Here is a 17,563-nt window from a genome sequence, read left to right as displayed (position 1 = left end):
ACGCCGTGCGTCGCGTTGCCATCGTGTCGCGAACCGGTTCCCTCGCCAATACGGAGCAGCTGTCGCGTGCGCCGCGCGATACACACCCGGTCGCACGCCGATGTCAGAACTGACAGCTATGGAAACTGGCAGCTACCTGAACGGCACCGACGCCCTACGCTCGTCACCGCTCGCGGCCCCACAAGGGCCGTGAGCTCCAGCAACGTCGTCCCTCCTAAAAAGGACTCCCGATGAAAAGGAACGCCCGGTTTGCCCTGCCCCTTCCGTCGCCCCGCCGCCTTGCATGCGCGTGGCCGCTCGTACTCGCCGCCGGCGCGGCGCATGCGACGACGGACTGGGTCGATACCCACACGAAGGCCTTTCTGACCGGCCCGCAGTTGATGGCGCGCAGCGCGGCGCCGTCGCTCGAACTCGCGGCCGGCGAGACGACGGACGTCGTCGTCAGCCTGAAGCTGCGCAACGCCGCGCAGCTCAAGCAACTGGCGCGCGACGTGAACCGGCCCGGCAGCGCGCATTACCGCCAGTACCTGACGCACGAGCAGTTCCTCGCCAGCTACGCGCCAACCGACGCGCAGGTTAAGTCGGTCGTCGACTATCTGCGCAAGAGCGGCTTCGTGAACATCGAGGTCGCGCCGAACCGGCTGCTGGTGTCCGCGCGCGGCACGGCCGGCACGGTGAAGACCGCGTTCAACACGTCGCTCGTGCACTTCGAATACGCGGGCCGCTCGGGCTTCGCGAATGCATCGACCGCACAGGTACCGAGCGCGCTCGGCGACGTCGTCGGCTCGGTGCTCGGGCTGCAGAACGTCGCGCGCGCACGGCCGATGCTGCGCATCGGCAACGTGGCGAAGCCGCAGGCACTCGCGGCCGGCACGGCGACCGGCCACTATCCGAAGGAATTCCCGGGCCTCTACAACGCGACCGGCGTGCCGACCGCGGCCGGCGTGACCGTCGGCATCATCACGATCGGCGGCGTGTCGCAGACGCTGCAGGACCTGAAGCAGTTCACGTCGAGCAACGGTTACGGCACGGTCTCGACGCAGACCGTCAAGACCAACGGCACGAGCGGCAGCTACAGCGACGACCAGGACGGCCAGGGCGAATGGGATCTCGACAGCCAGTCGATCGTCGGCTCGGCCGGCGGCCAGGTCGGCAAGCTCGTGTTCTACATGGCGGACCTCAACGCCGCCGGCAACACGGGGCTCACGCAGGCGTTCAACCGCGCAGTGTCGGACAACACCGCGAAAGTGATCAACGTGTCGCTCGGCTGGTGCGAAACCGACGCGAACGCGGACGGCACGCTCGACGCCGAAGAGCAGATCTTCACGACGGCCGCGGCGCAAGGCCAGACGTTCTCGGTGTCGTCGGGCGACGAAGGCGTGTACGAGTGCAACAACCGCGGCTATCCGGACGGCTCGAACTACACGGTGTCGTGGCCGGCTTCGTCGCCGCACGTGCTCGCGATCGGCGGCACGACGCTCTATACGACGTCGGCGGGCGCGTTCTCGAACGAAACGGTGTGGAACGAAGGGCTCGACGGCAACGGCAAGCTGTGGGCGACGGGCGGCGGCGTCAGCACGATCCTGCCCGCGCCGTCGTGGCAGTCGGGCAGCAGCCGTCAGTTGCCGGACGTGTCGTTCGACGCCGCGCAAAGCACCGGCGCGTACATCTACAACTACGGCCAGTTGCAGCAGATCGGCGGCACGAGTCTCGCCGCGCCGATCTTCACGGGCTTCTGGGCGCGCCTGCTCGCGGCGAACGGCACGGGCCTCGGTTTCCCGGCCGGCAACCTGTATCGCGCGATTCCGTCGAACCGGTCGCTCGTGCGCTATGACGTCGTGTCGGGTAACAACGGCTATCAGGGGTATGGCTACACCGCCGGCACCGGCTGGGATCTGACGACCGGCTTCGGCAGCCTGAACATCGCGAACCTCAACCAACTGATCAAGTCGGGCGGGTTCTGAGCGATATGTGAAGGCCGGCGCGCGGCAGTGATTTGCCGCGCGCCGGCTTTGTCGCCTTCAGGTCGCGCGGAATTCGCGCATCACCCTACTCCGTCGCACGCTCGTTCACAGGCTGCGGCGCGGCCGGCACACCGCTCCGATGCGACGGTGCAAACAGCCGCAATCCGCTCGCGACGCTCGCAGCACCTGCGAAACCCGCGCCGAGCATCAGCGCGAGCGTCGGCCCGTGACGCCCCGCGATCCCGAACGACAGCGCGACGAGCGCCGCCCCCGTCGCCTGCCCGATCAGCCGCGCGGTCGCGATGATTCCGCTCGCGCCGCCGCTGCGCTCGGGCGGCGCGCTCGACATCAGCGCCTTCAGGTTCGGCGACTGGAAGAAGCCGAAGCCCGCGCCGCACAGCATCATCCGCCAGCCGATGTCGAATACGTTCGGCGCCGCCGGCAGTGCAGCAAGCGACACCATGCCCGCGCTCAGCAGCGCGAGCCCGATCGCACCGAGCAGGCCGGGCGGGTATCGATCCGACAGGCGGCCCGCGATCGGCGCGGCGAGCGCGACGATCGCAGACCACGGCGTCATCAGGAACCCCGTCTCGACAGCGTCGCGATGCAGGACGGTTTCGAAATAGAACGGCAGCGACACGAACGCGAGCCCCTGCGCGGCGAACGCGCACACGGCGGTCAGCGCGGACAGCGTGAACACGGGTCGGCGAAACAGGTCGACCGGCAGCATCGGCGCCGGGTGCCCTGCCTGGCGGCGGATCAGCAGCCAGCCGAACGCGAGCGCAACCGCCGCCGCCGCGAACACCACGGAAAGCGGCCCGCGCTGTGCGAATTCGCCGAGCGCGAAGATCAGCGATGCGAACGCGATCACGTTGAACAGCGCGGCGACCGGATCGAACGCATGCTTGCCGCGCGCCGTCTGCGGCAGCGACGGAATCGCCACTGCGAGCGCGAACACGCCGAGCGGCACGTTCACCGCGAACAGCCACGGCCATGCGGCGACCGACAGGATCAGCGACGCGATCGTCGGCCCCACCGCGAACGACACGCCGACGACGAGCGCGTTGAAGCCGACGCCACGCCCGAGCCGGTGCGCGGGAAACAGGCCGCGGATCAGCGCGACGTTGACGCTCATAATCGCGCTCGCGCCGAAGCCCTGCACGATCCGCGCGGCCGTCAGCATCGGCAGCGTCGACGCGAGCGAACAACCGAGCGATGCGAGCGTGAACACCGCGAGCCCGGCGACATACACGCGCTTGTGGCCGACGATGTCGCCGAGCGACGCGAACGGCAGCAGCGTCGCGACCATCGCGAGCTGGTACGCATTGATGATCCATACGGACGCGGCCGGCGACGCATGCAGGTCGGCGGCGATCGCGGGCAGCGCGGTGTTCGCGATCGCGGTGTCGAGCGTCGCGAGCGCGACGGCCAGCAGCACGGCGGACATCGCGCGCCAGTTGACGGCCGGCTCCCGGGCGCCGGCGGAGGATGCGAATTCGGACAAGATGAGGCTCGGCTGACGGGCGACGCGCGGCGTCGCGGATTGAGCGGCGCGGCGGCGTGCGTTCCGGACGGCAAGACCGGCGCGCGCGCAGCCGCGATCCGTATTGTTGCAGAGCCGCATCGAACGTGCAGGCGGCCGCCTCGTCAGTCAGCGAAACGAAAGCTTGCGCGTTGCCGTGCTTGACGCGCGGCATCGTTGAGCGCACAACGATCGACGATCCGGCGCGCCGGCTGGCCTTCCGGGCGCGTGCCCGTCCTCGTCGTGCCGGCGGTACCGCGCATCGGAAACCGATGCGCCGATGCGCGGCGTGCGTGCGCCGCCGGCGCGCCAAATCGGATCAGGTCACCGCGCGCCGCGCATTGCGTCCGCGCAGCCATTCGAGCGCGAGCAGCAGGCTCGTCGAGAAGATGATCAGGATCGTCGCGAGCGCAGCGATCGTCGGGCTGATGTTCTCGCGGATACCCGTGAACATCTGGCGCGGCAGCGTCGTCTGGTCCGCGCCCGCGAGGAACAGCGTGACGACCACTTCATCGAACGACGTCGCGAACGCGAACAGCGCGCCCGACATCACGCCCGGCGCGATCACCGGCAGCGTCACGCGGAAAAACGTCGACACCGGATTCGCGCCGAGCGACAGGCTCGCGCGCACGAGATTGTGGTTGAACCCCTGCAGCGTCGCGGCGACCGTCGTCACGACGAACGGCACGCCGAGCGCCGCGTGCGCGGCGATCAGCCCCGTATAGGTATTCGCGAGCCCGAGCGGCGCGAAGAACAGGTACATACCGACGCCGACCACGACGACCGGCACGATCATCGGCGACAGCAGCACGGCCATCAGCAGCGCCTTGCCGCGGAAGTCGGCCTTCGTGAGACCGATCGCGGCGAGCGTGCCGAGCACGGTCGCGACGACGGTCGCCGACGGCGCGACGATGAAGCTGTTTTTCGCGGCCATCCGCCACTCGTCCGACGCGATCAGGTTCTCGTACCAGCGCATCGAGAAGCCCGGGATCGGATAGACGAGGAACGTGCTCGACGAAAACGACAGCGGCACGATCGCGAGCACCGGCAGGATCAGGTACAGCAGTGTCAGCACGACGAGCACGCGCAATGCGACGTACCACGCGCGCTCGACGAACGACATGTGCGGCGCGAACAGCGGCCTGGCGAGCAGTTTCATGGTCGAATCCCTTTCCGTTCCGTTGTTGCGCGCTTAGCCGAGGCTCACGTTCGAGCGGGTGAAGCGGCCGTAGATCGCGTACAGCACGAGCGTCGCCGCGAGCAGCAGCCCGCCAAGTGCGCACGCCATGCCCCAGTTGATCGTCACGTTCGTGAAGTACGCGACGTAGTAGCTGACCATCTGGTCGTTCGGCCCGCCGAGCAGCGCGGGCGTGATGTAGTAGCCGATCGCGAGGATGAACACCAGCAGCGCGCCCGCGCCGACGCCCGGATAGGTCTGCGGCACGTACACGCGCCAGAATGCGGCGAACGGATGGCTGCCGAGCGATACGGCTGCGCGCTGGTAGGTCGGCGGGATCGACTTCATCACGCTGTACAGCGGCAGGATCATGAACGGCAGCAGGATGTGCGTCATCGAGATATACACGCCGACGCGGTTGAACAGCAGCGTCAGCGGATGCGAGATCAGCCCGCTGCCGATCAGCGCCGTGTTGATGAGCCCTTCGCTCTGCAGCAGCACGATCCACGCGGCGACTCGCACGAGCACCGACGTCCAGAACGGAATCAGCACGAGAATCATCACGAGGTTCGCACGCCGCTCCGACAGCGTCGAGATCCAGTATGCGAGCGGGTAGCCGAGCAGCAGCGCGAACAGCGTGACCGCGACGCCGATCACGAACGTGCGGCCGAAGATCGCGAGATAGATCGACTGGTCGGGATCGGCCTGCACGATGTGGCCGAAGCCGTCCTGTTTGTGGTCGAGCGCGGCGAGCAGGTAGAACGGCGAAACCGTGCTGCCGTTCTTCGCGATGGCCTGCCAGTACGCCGTGTCGCCCCAGCGCGAATCGAGTTCGACGAGTTTCGTGCGCGTCTGCGCAGGCGTGAGCGTCGATTCATTGTCGCCCTTCAGCGGCATCGCGCGCGCCGTCTTCGCGACGAGCGAGCGATAACCGGGAATCTCGGTGTTCAGGCGCCGCGCGAGCGCGCCCATCGCCTCGCTGTCGGCCACCTTCGTCATGTCGGCCGCGAGCGCGACATACGCGGCGTCGGCCGGCGGCGCCTTGCGGTCCCAGCCCGACAGCGCGGTGACCGTGTTCGGCAGCGCGGTCGCGATCTCGGGGTTCTGCACCGCGCGCGTGAGCAGCGTGCCGATCGGTACGACGAAGATCAGCAGCAGGAAAATCGCGAGCGGCGCGACCAGCAGCAGCGCCATCGTGCGCTTGCGGGCCTCGGCAGCCTTCAGCTCGCGCTTGAGCGCGGCGCCCGACGAGGAAGGCGCGATCGTCATCGTATTCAACGGGTCTCTCCGGCCGGGCACGCTCCGGCGGAATGCCGCGCGACGCGATCGACGCGCCGCGCGGCTGGTTGCATCAGGATGCCTGAACGGTTACTTCGTCGCCCATGCGGCGAAGCGCTGCTCGAGCTCGTCGCTGTGATCGGTCCAGAAGCCGATATCTTCCAGCACCGCGTTCTTGCCGTTGGCCGGCGAGTTCGGCAGGTTCGCGAGCGTCTTCGCGTCGAGCGACTTGATCGCGGCGATGTTCGCGGGGCCGTACGCGATGTGCTGCGCATACGCCTGCTGCGGCTTCGGCGTCAGCGAATACGCGATGTACTGCTCGGCCAGCGCCTTGTTCGGCGAGCCCTTCGGAATCGCCCAGTAGTCGAGGTCGTAGATGCTGCCGTTCCACACGACCTTCAGGTTCTTGCCTTCCTTCTGCGCGGCATCGATGCGGCCGTTGTACGCGGTCGACATCACGACGTCGCCGGCGACGAGGAACTGCGGCGGCTGCGCGCCCGCTTCCCACCACTGGATGTACGGCTTCAGCTCGTCGAGCTTCTTGAACGCGCGGTCCTGGCCGGCCTTCGTGCCGAGCACCTTGTACACGTCCTTCGTCGCGACGCCGTCGGCCATCAGCGCGAATTCGAGGTTATAGCGCGCGCCCTTGCGCATCCCGCGCTTGCCGGGGAATTTTTTCACGTTCCAGAAATCGGCCCAGCCGGTCGGTGCCGACTTCAGCTTGTCCGCGTTGTACGACAGTGCCGTCGACCACACGAAGAAGCCGACGCCGCACGCTTGCGGCGATTCCGGAATCAGGTCGGACTTCTTGGCGATCTTCGACCAGTCGAGCTTCTCGTACAGCCCTTCGTCGCAACCGCGGTTCAGGTCGCCCGATTCGACTTCGACCACGTCCCAGTTGACGTGCTTCGCCTCGACCATCGCCTTCACCTTCGCCTGCTCGCCGTTGTATTCGACGGCGGTGACCTTGTTGCCGGTTGCCTTCTCGAACGGCTGGTTGAACGCGACCTTCTGCGCGTCGCCGTTCGCGCCGCCGAAGTTGACGACCGTGAGTTCGGCGGCCGTTGCCGATGCGCCGACTACGGCGAGCGCCAGTGCCAGCGTGGTGCGGCGCGCCGTGAAGCTTGCTCGTTTCATGATGGTTCCTCTCCTCTCGTGGTGGAAGTGGGCAGTTGTTGTTGACGACGTGCTGCGGTAAATCGGGGAAACCCTGTTCATGCGAACACGCGCAGGTGCTCGGGCGCGAATGCAAGCGAGACCGGCGCGCCGGGAGAGAACGCATCGATCGCGCCGGTGCCGAGCGGCACCTTCACGAAGCATTCGTCCTGGCCCGGCAGCGCGCAGCGCATGCGCACGTGATCGCCGAAATAGATGAGGCTGCGCGCCTCGCCGGTCAGCCGGTTCGCGGCTGCGCCGCTCGCGTGCCCGTGCGCGGCGAGGCTCATGCGTTCGGGGCGGATGCACGCGACGGCCGACGCGCCCTCGGCGGCTTCGCCGATATGGCGGCCGACGAGCTTCGTGCCGTCGTCGAGCCGGAACTCGCAGAATTCGCCGTCGACGCTCGCAATGGTGCCGCGCAGCCGGTTGCTGTCGCCGATGAAGTTCGCGACGAATTCGTTGCACGGCGATTCGTACAGGCGGTCGACGGTGTCGAGCTGCTGCACGATGCCCTTGTCGAACACGGCCACACGATCGGACATCGTCAGCGCCTCGCCCTGGTCGTGCGTCACGTACACGAAGGTCACGCCGAGCTTCTCGTGCAGCGCCTTCAGTTCGTACTGCATGTGTTCGCGCAACTGCTTGTCGAGCGCGCCGAGCGGCTCGTCCATCAGCACGAGCTTCGGCTCGAACACGAGCGCACGCGCCAGCGCGATACGCTGCTGCTGGCCGCCCGATAGCTGCGCCGGGTAGCGTTTCGCGAAGCGCTCCATCTGCACCATCTTCAGCGCATGCGCGACACGCTCCGTGCGCTCGGCGGCCGGCAGCTTGCGCACGGTCAGCGGATACGCGACGTTCTGCTCGACCGTCAGGTGCGGGAACAGCGCGTAGTTCTGGAACACCATGCCGATGTTGCGCTTGTGCGGCGGCACGTTGTTCAGGAGTTCGCCGTCGAGGCGGATCTCGCCGCCGGTCGGAAACTCGAAACCGGCGAGCATCATCAGGCAGGTCGTCTTGCCCGAGCCCGACGGCCCGAGCAGCGTCAGGAATTCCCCTCGGTGGATATCGAGGTCGAGCGATTTGACGACCAGCGTTTCACCGTCATAGGTCTTCCGCACGCCGCGAAAGCTGACGATCACATCATCGGACTTCATCATGCTGTCCCCTTGCGTCGCGACAATCGTTTATGAATGCCCCCTAACCTGCCGCTTCGCGGCAGGCCCCCCGAGGGGGTCAAGAAAACTTGGGGCGGCCCGGCGTTTTCTTGCGAGATGCGATCCACTATACGGTGCGCACGGTTCTATACTAGGGAACCATTTCAATATTCCAAGTAGGACCACTTTGGATACCGTGATCCTTGCCGACTGGCTCTCCGCCCGCCTCGACCGCGGCTCGTCCGAGCCGATGTACCGACAGTTGCTACAACAGATGCAGCAGGCCATCCTGACCGGGGAATTGGGGCCAGGAACAAAACTGCCCAGCTCCCGGACGCTCGCGGCGGACCTGTCGATCGCGCGCAATACCGTGCTGCACGTGTACGACCAGCTGACGGCCGAAGGCTATGTGCTGACGACGACCGGCAGCGGCACCTATGTGGCCGACACGCGGCCGGACGCCGCCGCGATTCGCGCGCCGGGCGCCGCACCGCCCGAGGCCGGTACGCTGCCGCCGCCGGACGCGCAGGGCAGCCTGTCGATGCGCGGCCGGCAACTGATCGAGCATGCGGGCGTGTCGCGGCGCCAGTGGGGCGCGTTCATGCCGGGCGTACCGGACGTGTCGGAGTTTCCGAGCCGCACGTGGAGCCGCCTGCAGGCGCGGCTGTGGAAGGAGGCGAACCCCGAACTGCTGACCTATGCACCGGGCGGCGGCTACCGGCCGTTACGGCGCGCGCTCGCCGATTACCTGCGCGTCGCGCGCTCGGTCAAATGCTCGCCGGACCAGGTGATCATCACGACCGGCATTCATCAGTCGATCGATCTCGCGGTGCGGCTGCTGTCCGACATCGGCGATCGCGCGTGGGTCGAGGAACCGTGCTACTGGGGCGTGCGCAGCGTATTGCAGGCGGCCGGCCTCACGCTCGCGCCGGTGCCGGTCGACCAGGAAGGGCTCGCGCCGCGTGCCGGCGACATGCAGCATCCGCCGCGGCTCGTGCTCGTCACGCCGTCGCATCAGTACCCGCTCGGGATGGTGATGAGCCTCGCGCGGCGCCGGATGCTGCTCGAATACGCGCGCCAGCACCGCTGCTGGATCATCGAGGACGACTACGACAGCGAATTCCGCTACGGCAGCCGCCCGCTCGCGTCGCTGCAGGGGCTCGACGACGGCGGCCGCGTGATCTACGTCGGCAGCCTCGGCAAGATGCTGTTCCCGGGCCTGCGGATGGGCTACATGGTCGTGCCCGAGCATCTGGTCGACACCTTCCGCACCGGGCTGTCGGAACTGTACCGCGAGGGCCAGCTGATGCAGCAGGCCGTGCTCGCCGAATTCATCATGGACGGTCACCTGACTTCGCACGTCAGGCGCATGCGCACGCTGTACGGCGAGCGCCGGCAACTGATGATCGACGCGATCCGCGCGCGCTTCGGCGACGCGCTGCCCGTGATGGGCGACGAGGCCGGCCTGCACCTGGTGCTCGGCCTGCCCGACACGTGCGACGATCGCGCGGTCACGCAGAGCGCGTTCGACGCGGGCGTGATCGTGCGCCCGCTCACCAGCTACTACAGCAACCTCGACACCGCTCGGCGCGGCCTGCTGCTCGGCTATGCGTGCGTCCCGCACGAAAGCATCGGGCCCGCGTTCGACACGCTCGCGGATACCATCGAGCAGCATCTGCCGCGGCACATCACGCGCGCGGCATAGGGGCGGTCACATGCGACGGCGCCCGCGTTACTGCGCGCTGCCCGCGCCGCGATCGAGCGACGCCGCGCGCACGGCTTCGCCGGGCTTCGTGAACACGCGCTGCCGCAGTGCGGCGATCTGCGCGTCGCGATCCGGCGGCGACAGGCCGGCCGACTCGATCTGCGCGCGGTGCGCCGCATAGTCCGCGTAGCGGCTCTGCCACGATGCGTCGTCCTGCTGCATCTGCGCGACCCGCGCGGCGGCCTCGGGCCCGAGCGTCTGCGTCAGTTGCGCGCGCATCGCATCGGGCGTCGCCCCGCTCTTCTGCAACTGCGCGATCTCGTCGATCGCGGCCCGCTGCCGGTCGACCCGCTGCTGCGCCATGCGTTCGTCGGCCGGCATCTGCTGCTCGAGCGCCGCGAGCCGTTCGGCCTTCTGTGCATCGGTCAGCGTGCGATCCTGCGCGATCTTCAGCCGTGCGAGATCGTAGCGCTGCCGCCACTGCTCCGCGCCGAAGAACGGCTGGCTCCAGTCGCCGAGCGCGCGATACGCGATCGACGCGCGCTGGTCGAGCGCGAGCTGCAGCGCGCTCAGGTCGGACTTGTCGACCGCGCCGGCATCGCGCAGTTTCGCGAGCGCGTCGAGATACGCGCGATACCGGCGCCACACGTCGAGCGCGTCGGCTTGCGCAGCCGTGCCGTCGAGCTGCGCGGCAATCTCGCGCGCGACGAGCGCATCGAGCGCTGCCGCGCCGAGGTCGCTCTGCGCGGTCAGGCAGTAGTCGAAGAAATCGCGCACCGCGCGCACCTTCGCGAGATGGCCGCCCGCATCGAGCGGCAGCCGCGGCGCACTGGAACCGGCCAGCGACGACGGCAGGCCCGCGCGCGCCGGCACGGCGGCCTGCGGCGGTGCCGCAGCCACGCCGCCCACCGCCGCCGCATCGGGCGACTCGCCGGCGCTACCCGTACCGCGATGCCATCCCGCCCCGCTCCACATTGCGACGCCGGCGATCGCCGCCAGCCCCACGACACCGTAGACCGCCGCGCGCCGCGCCAGCAGCGCGCGCCCTTCGCGTGCCGTCATCGATTACACGCCCGCCAGCTTCAGCCGGTTCGCATGCGTGCGGATCACCGCGACCGGATCTTCCGCATACGCGCCCCGCACGCCGAGCAACTGGTTGATCTCGTCGATATGGTTCCACTTGTAGCTCGTGCTCAGCACCTGGCCGTACAGCGCGCTGCACTTCGACACGAGCCCGTCGTTCTGGCCCGAGCCGCGGTTGATCATCACCGTGCCCGTGCCGAACAGCGCGAGCGTCGACAGGTCGAGCGCGTTCGCCGGGTCGACGAGCGGAATGGTGCTCGTGTCCGTCGCACCCGTGACACCGAACACGGAGAGCGTTGGCTGGATCGCCGTGCCGGCCCATGAATACAGCAGATGCGTGTTGCCGCCGACGGTTTCCGTCGGCGCGCCGGTCTGGCAACTGCCCGGCGCGCCAAGGCCCGCGCTCGGATAGTTCTGGTTGTACGTGGCGGCCTGTGCGGTCGTCAGCGTCTTCAGCGAGGCGAGCGCGTCCTGGTTCGTGTTGTGACTGCTGCTCGTCAGGATTCCGAACACATTGACGAACGCGGCGATCACCGATGACGAAAGCCCGGTCGGATCGTATGCGAGCACGCTCTGCACGAAGTCGGCGAACTCGGAGCCGCGATGCGGCGTGCCGATCGTCGTCACCGACGCGACGAGATCGGGCGCGACGGCCGCGACATAACGCGACGTGAGCCCGCCCTGGCTGTGACCGACGAGATTGACCTTGGTCGCGCCCGTCGCGGCGAGCACCGTCTTCACGTAAGCGAGCAACTGTTCGCCGCGCCCGTTCGGCCCGTCGTCGCTCTGGAAGCCCGACAGGTTCGCGACGTAGACGGTCGCGCCATGCTGCTGCAGGTCTTCCTGGATGCCGTACCAGTACTCGAGCACGCCCGCGTACTTGTCGGTGCCCGTGAGCCCGTGCACGAGGATGATCGGATAACGCGTCGTCGCGTAGTCGTCGGCGGGCGCGGTCGCCGCCATCGTCGCGTGCGTCGTCGCGAGCGTCATCAACGCAGTCGTCCCCGCGAACGGCGCGACGCTCATCGCGCATGCCACTGCCCCTGCCACCACCCTGGAACGCATCGATCTGGCCATGCATGTTCTCCTGATTATTGTGCTGCCGGTACGAATGAGATCGGATCGACGCACGCGGCGCCCTCGCGTGCGCCGTGATCGTCGAATGCCGGAGTGAAGCACGACTGGCCAACGTTTGCGCCCCGACTAGACACGGTTCTCTAATCGGTTGACGCGCCCCACCTGTTCGGGCGGGGCCGTGTTCATGCGCGCGCATGCTGCAACGCACACGCGCAATGCGCTACAGCTTTGCGCTTACGCGTACCCATGCGGTACGGCCCGGCTCCATCACCGGCGCGTTCGCCGGATAGCCGAAGCCGGCATTGCCGGCGAGGTTCAGATGCTCGGTGTAGGCCTTGTTCAGCACGTTGTCGACGCCGACCGAGACCTGCACGGTCTTGCTGACGTTGTATTGCGTATGCAGCGACAGCACGCCGAATCCGGCGCTCGGGCCGAAGTCCTTGCCGACCACGTTGCCCTCGTTCAGCGCATAACGATGCTGCGGCGCAACGATCCGCCACAGGCCGCCGGCCGACCACGCGCCACGCGTGTATTCGAGCCCGATGCGCGCCTCGAGCGGCGGCATCTGCGGCAGCGGATCGCCGCTCGCCACGTTGCGCCCCCACGCATACGCGAGCGACGTCTCGACGCGCAGCGGCGCAACCGGCCGCCACGACACGCCTGCCTCGCCGCCCATGATCTGCGCGTTGACGTTGGTCGCCCGCGTGGTCGGGCCCATCATGCCGGCCGCGTAGTTGAACAGGATGAAGTCCTGCACGTAGCCTGCGTAGGCCGACACCCACGCATCGAATCGGTCGCTCTTGTATTGCGCGCCGATGTCGAGCTGCGTGGTCTTCTCCGGCTGCACCGCCGAGAATGCGTTGACCGAACCGGCCGGCCCGCGCTTCGCGGAGAACAGCTCCCAGTAGTCGGGATAGCGCTCCGCATGACCGATCCCCGCGTACCACGTGACGGGCAGCGACGCGAGATCGCGCTCGTAGCGCACGAAGCCGCTCGGCAGCACGCGCGCGCGATCGTCGTCGAAGGTCGGGTTGGGTTTGCTCGCCATCATCCCGCTCGTCGTCGCGCGCTTGTCGCGTGCGCTTGCGTAGTCGACGCGCGCGCCGCCGATCACGCGCGACACGTCGCTCGCGTACCACGTCAGCTCGCCGAACGCACCCGCGTTCCACATCGTCGCCTGCGCATCCCACGGCTGATCGCCGTAGTTCTGCCGCCCCATCGCCGAGCGCGAATCGAGCCGGTTCGATTGCGCGTCGACGCCCGTCACGAGCTTGAAGTCGTCGCCGAAACGGAACGTCGCGGCAGCGCGCGCGCCGACCGTGCGGCGCCGCACCTCCGACGCCATCCGCATCGGCATGCTGCTGGTCGGATCGGGCTGCCGCAACGTGTAGTTGTCCATCACGTGGTCGGCTTCGTTGTAGTACACGCGTGCCTCGATCCGGTCGAGCACGTCGCCGAGATGCCGCTTGTCGAACGACAGGCCGAACGTCTCGCGGCGGAAATGCGCGCCGTCCATCCCGCGGCCCGCATACTTCGCGTAGCCGTCGCCCGTGCCGGCTGTCAGTTCGACACGCGTATGGTCGTCGGGCGTCCAGCCGAGCGCCGCATCGGCGTTCCACTTGTCCCACTGCGACGGCACCGTGTTGCCGTTGCCGTCCTTGTAGTCCTGCGAATGCGCGTGGTTCGCGGTCACGCGGCCATAGACGTCCGGCGTGCCGGCCGTCAGGTCGATGTTCTGGTCGTTGCGGCCGAACGACCCGCCGACGAGGCTGCCCTCGAAACGCATGCCCGGCTTGTCGAAACGCGGCGTCACGCGCTCGAACAGCACGGTGCCGGCCGACGCGCCGGGACCGTACAGCACGGTCTGCGGCCCCTTCACGACGGTGACCTTGTCATAGCTTTCCGGCGCGATGTACGACGTCGGCGCATCCATCCGGTTCGGGCAGGCGCCGAGCGTCGGCATCCCGTTCGCCAGGATATTCAGCCGCGACCCGAACATCCCGCGCAGCACGGGGTCGCCGTTCGTACCGCCGCTGCGGATCGACGTGAAACCGGGGATCGTCTTCAGGTAATCCGCGCCGTCGCTGGCGGGCAGCGGCTGGCGCGGCGCCTTCGGATCCGTGACGACGACGAGCGGCGTCGTCAGCGGCGACGCGACGACCTCGACGGGCGGCAGCAGCGCGGCCGAATCGTCCGCAGGCGCGCCGGCCGCGCGCGCCGTTTCGGCCGCGGCGGCGGTCGCGGCCAGCGCGCCGACGGCGAGCGCGGGAACGGTGAGTTTCAACATGCGCGGCACGCGCCGCGCACAGGCATTGCGTGACGCCCGCGGCGCACGCAACTGGAAAATGGTCATGATCGAAAGCCCGAGTGACGCCCTCCACGCGACCTCGACGGGCCGCACGGATATCGGCGGTGGAAAGAACGGAAGACAGCGCGTTAGGCGCGCTCGGGCGGTGCGCGTGGATACGCGCGCGGATAGCGATCGGTGCGCGCCGCGACGGCTGGCGGCGCGGCGGCGGAAACGGAAACGACGGAAACGGAAGCGAACGACGCGGCGGCAGGCGCGCCGATCGCAGGGCTGTGCGCGAAGAATCCGCAATAGCCGCACGCATCGAGATGCAGCGCATGATCGTGCATGCGGCCCGCATCGGGCGACCGATGCGCGCCATGCTCTGCACTGCAGACGATTGCGTCGGGCGCGGCCGCCTGCGCGATGCGCCACTGCGACACCAGCGGCGCCGCGATCGCGAACCAGATCGCGAGCACGCCAAGCCAGGCGGTCAGGTGACGATGTCGGTGCAGCATGCGCGGCGGCGAGTAATCGGAATGTAAAAACAGCCGAGATGTTACAGAATGTTCGCCTCGATGGCCAGCCGCGGACGACGGTAAACGAAGCGGGGGCGCATGGTTGTCAACACAACCATGCGCCCCCGCCTGCTGCGCGCGCCCGGAGTGCGGCGATCAGGGCACCATGCGCCGCAGCACGTTATCGCGCCGGATGAAATGGTGGTACAACGTGGCCAGCGCATGCAGGCCGATCACGAAGTAGAACGCGTTGCCGATCAATTCGTGCGCTTCCTTGATCGTCGGCCGCAACGCCTTGTCGGGGCCGAACAGCGTGAACGACACGCCGAGCCAGTCGAGCGACACCGGCTTTCCGCCCAGGTTGATCATCATGATGCCGAGCAGCGGCTGCGCGATGATGAACACGTAGAGCGCAAAATGCGCGAGCTTCGAGAGCCAGCGCAGCAGCGCGGCCTGCGGAATGGCTTCCGGCACGCGGCTGACGACCCGCCACAGCACACGCAGCACCGACAGCACGAGCACGAACGTGCCTGCGGTGAGGTGCACGTTCATCCAGAACACCCGGCTGTCGCTGCCTTTCGGCCCGCGGATCTCGATGGCCAGGTACGCCAGCGCCACCAGCAGGAAGATGGCCCAGTGGAAGAAGATCGCGGGCGAGCTGTAGCGCGTCTGTTTCGCGAGGATGTTTTTCATGCGTCGTCTCGTGTTGTATGCGGGGAGGGGCGCATGCCGCAACGGGCTCCGCGCCCGGTAGAGCTGCCACGATTGTAGCCGCACGGGCGTCCGATTTCCCGCGGTGCGGTCAAATATCCGACGAATCGTCAACACGCACCGCGCGCGGCTGCCATATGGAAAATCCGCATCGCGCACGGGAACGGCTGTGGCACGATGAAGCTTTGGTGTCGACGTTGCGCGCGCATCATGAGCAAGGCGTTCTTCGTTGCGGCCTACCGGCTGATTGCCGCGTTGCTCGCGGTGTCCACGACGTTGCACAGCATCGCCGGCTACTGGGGCATGCCCGCGGTCCATCTCGGCAACTTCCTCAGCTACTTCACGCAACTGAGCAGCCTCTATGCGTCGGCGATACTGACCGCCGGGCTCTGGCGCATCGCGCGCCCCGGCTCGGCCCGCTACGAATCGATGCGCGGCGCGGCGGTTTTGTACGTGCTGATCACCGCGATCGTCTACGAACTGCTGCTCGCGCGGCTCGATGCGCTGCGTCATGTCACGCCGGCGTTCAACAACTGGGTGCTGCACCGGATCGTGCCGCTCGTCATGCTGTGCGACTGGCTGTACGTGGAGCCACGCTCGCCGATCGCGCGGCGCAGCGCGTTCGCGTGGCTCGGTTTTCCGGTCGTCTATCTCGGCTATACGCTCGTGCGCGGCGCGCTGGAGAACTGGTATCCCTACCCGTTCGTCGATCCGCGGCCGCACGGCTACCTGCCGGTCGCGATCCAGTGCTCGCTGATCGCGCTTGGCGCAGCGGCGCTCGCATTGGGCATCCGCTGGCTTGGCAATCACGCGAGACAGTCCGACACCGCGACGCTGAAGGAAGGATGAAGGCGAAAGAAGGCGGGAGCGTGTGCGCCGCCCGGCGCACACGCGGCGATGCGGCTCGTCAGCCGCCGTTGCGCGGCAGGAAGTTCATCGGATCGACGACCTTGCCGTTCTGGCGGACTTCGAACTCGAACGTCGAACGGCCGCTCGCGTCGGTGCCCATCTCGGCGACCGGCTGGCCCTGGCGCACCGCGTCGCCTTCGTTGACGAGCAGCTTGCCGTTGTGACCGTAGGCCGTGATGAGCCCGTTGTCGTGCTTCAGGATCACGAGCGGGCCGTACGCCTTGACGCCGGACCCGGCATAGACCACTCGCCCGTTCGCCGCGGCCCGCACCGAACGGTCGGGCCCGGACGCGGCGATCACGACGCCGCGCGTCTTGCCGGTCGCAAACGGCGCCGTGACGACACCCGTGGCCGGCCATGCGAGCGAGCCCGGCTGCGCGGCCGCCGCGGGCGGCTGCCCGAATGACGTCGCGGCAGGCGGTGCGACGCGCAGCACCTGGCCGGGCGACACCGCGTCGGTAGGCGCCATGTGGTTCCAGCTCGCCACGTCCTGCACGCGCTGCCCGTAGGCGTTCGCGATGCCCGCGAGCGTGTCGCCCGGGTTCACGCGGTAATAGCCTGCGATCACGCCGGGCGTCGCGGCCGACGTCGGCGCCGACGAACGCGCCGGCTGCCAGTTGTCGGTCCACGGCGTCAGCGTACAGCCCGACAGCGCGACGGCCGCAGCGACGAGCGCTGCGTGCGGCAGCCAGTGCGCCAGCGAATCGTGGATGGGAATAGTTTTTCTCAAGGGTCCTCCCGGATTTGCGTCGTTGCGCCGCCCACCGCCCTCCGGCGCGCGACGCACGATGTCCGGCCGGACGGCCGGACCAACCAGTATCCGACCGCTCTCGCGGCCGTCAGTTTCCACAGCGGAACGTCGGCGCGAACGGGCTCACCGGCCCCTTTTTCGCGTCGCTCCGACCGGCAAAGATACCATTTGTCGCGGTCAGGACCGCGACAGGCGCAGATTCCGGCAACAATCTTGCGGCCTCGCCGATGCGGGCCGGCGGCCCGCGAACCGCACCGCGCGGGCCGTCC

At 68.1% G+C, this 17,563-nt stretch carries 14 protein-coding genes; 3 read left to right on the top strand and 11 right to left on the bottom strand.

Annotation, left to right across the window (positions count from 1 at the left end; genetic code table 11):
* The first annotated feature begins 230 nt into the window (after positions 1–230).
* Positions 231–1,964, top strand: a complete 1,734-nt coding sequence (locus ACNQQL_RS18535; RefSeq protein WP_072439481.1) for a S53 family peptidase — start codon at positions 231–233, stop codon at positions 1,962–1,964.
* A gap of 85 nt (positions 1,965–2,049) precedes the next feature.
* Here the strand turns inward: ACNQQL_RS18535 and ACNQQL_RS18530 are convergent, their stop codons facing one another.
* The 5 genes from ACNQQL_RS18530 to ACNQQL_RS18510 form a co-directional block, all read right to left on the bottom strand.
* Entirely contained in the window at positions 2,050–3,468 is a 1,419-nt protein-coding gene (locus ACNQQL_RS18530) for an MFS transporter (protein WP_347065012.1), read from the bottom strand.
* 337 nt (positions 3,469–3,805) lie between these two features.
* Positions 3,806–4,645, bottom strand: coding sequence for an ABC transporter permease (locus ACNQQL_RS18525; RefSeq protein ID WP_034180026.1), 840 nt, complete (start codon positions 4,643–4,645; stop codon positions 3,806–3,808).
* 33 nt (positions 4,646–4,678) lie between these two features.
* Positions 4,679–5,932, bottom strand: coding sequence for an ABC transporter permease (locus ACNQQL_RS18520; protein ID WP_072439519.1), 1,254 nt, complete (start codon positions 5,930–5,932; stop codon positions 4,679–4,681).
* A 99-nt stretch (positions 5,933–6,031) separates the two neighbouring features.
* The gene (locus ACNQQL_RS18515; protein ID WP_347065011.1) at positions 6,032–7,078 is read right to left on the bottom strand and encodes an ABC transporter substrate-binding protein; all 1,047 of its coding nucleotides are present in this window, start codon (positions 7,076–7,078) and stop codon (positions 6,032–6,034) included.
* Between the two features lie 77 nt (positions 7,079–7,155).
* A complete protein-coding gene (locus tag ACNQQL_RS18510; protein WP_347065039.1) occupies positions 7,156–8,253 on the bottom strand; it encodes an ABC transporter ATP-binding protein in 1,098 nt (365 codons plus the stop codon).
* A gap of 187 nt (positions 8,254–8,440) precedes the next feature.
* On the opposite strand from ACNQQL_RS18510, the gene ACNQQL_RS18505 reads away from it, so the two are divergent.
* Positions 8,441–9,958, top strand: coding sequence for a PLP-dependent aminotransferase family protein (locus ACNQQL_RS18505; protein WP_347065010.1), 1,518 nt, complete (start codon positions 8,441–8,443; stop codon positions 9,956–9,958).
* Positions 9,959–9,985: 27 nt separating this feature from the next.
* Here the strand turns inward: ACNQQL_RS18505 and ACNQQL_RS18500 are convergent, their stop codons facing one another.
* The 5 genes from ACNQQL_RS18500 to ACNQQL_RS18480 all read right to left on the bottom strand — a co-directional run bounded on the left by ACNQQL_RS18500 (position 9,986) and on the right by ACNQQL_RS18480 (position 15,616).
* Positions 9,986–11,020, bottom strand: coding sequence for a lipase secretion chaperone (locus ACNQQL_RS18500; protein WP_347065009.1), 1,035 nt, complete (start codon positions 11,018–11,020; stop codon positions 9,986–9,988).
* A gap of 3 nt (positions 11,021–11,023) precedes the next feature.
* Entirely contained in the window at positions 11,024–12,118 is a 1,095-nt protein-coding gene (locus ACNQQL_RS18495) for a triacylglycerol lipase (protein WP_347065008.1), read from the bottom strand.
* A 220-nt stretch (positions 12,119–12,338) separates the two neighbouring features.
* A complete protein-coding gene (locus ACNQQL_RS18490) occupies positions 12,339–14,471 on the bottom strand; it encodes a TonB-dependent copper receptor (protein ID WP_347065007.1) in 2,133 nt (710 codons plus the stop codon).
* Positions 14,472–14,554: 83 nt separating this feature from the next.
* Positions 14,555–14,923: a DUF2946 domain-containing protein gene (locus tag ACNQQL_RS18485; protein ID WP_204422600.1), complete on the bottom strand. Its 369-nt coding sequence runs from the start codon at positions 14,921–14,923 to the stop codon at positions 14,555–14,557.
* 156 nt (positions 14,924–15,079) lie between these two features.
* Entirely contained in the window at positions 15,080–15,616 is a 537-nt protein-coding gene (locus ACNQQL_RS18480; RefSeq protein WP_175958697.1) for a cytochrome b, read from the bottom strand.
* A gap of 228 nt (positions 15,617–15,844) precedes the next feature.
* On the opposite strand from ACNQQL_RS18480, the gene ACNQQL_RS18475 reads away from it, so the two are divergent.
* Entirely contained in the window at positions 15,845–16,483 is a 639-nt protein-coding gene (locus ACNQQL_RS18475) for a Pr6Pr family membrane protein (protein ID WP_072439463.1), read from the top strand.
* Positions 16,484–16,541: 58 nt separating this feature from the next.
* On the opposite strand, the gene ACNQQL_RS18470 is transcribed toward ACNQQL_RS18475, so the two are convergent.
* Positions 16,542–17,273, bottom strand: a complete 732-nt coding sequence (locus ACNQQL_RS18470; RefSeq protein ID WP_347065006.1) for a peptidoglycan DD-metalloendopeptidase family protein — start codon at positions 17,271–17,273, stop codon at positions 16,542–16,544.
* Positions 17,274–17,563 lie beyond the last annotated feature (290 nt).

Origin of the sequence: Burkholderia sp. LFS061 (genome assembly GCF_047978125.1) — a bacterium.
GTDB classification, from domain to species: domain Bacteria; phylum Pseudomonadota; class Gammaproteobacteria; order Burkholderiales; family Burkholderiaceae; genus Burkholderia; species Burkholderia pyrrocinia_C.
This window is presented reverse-complemented; position numbering and strand designations above follow the sequence as displayed.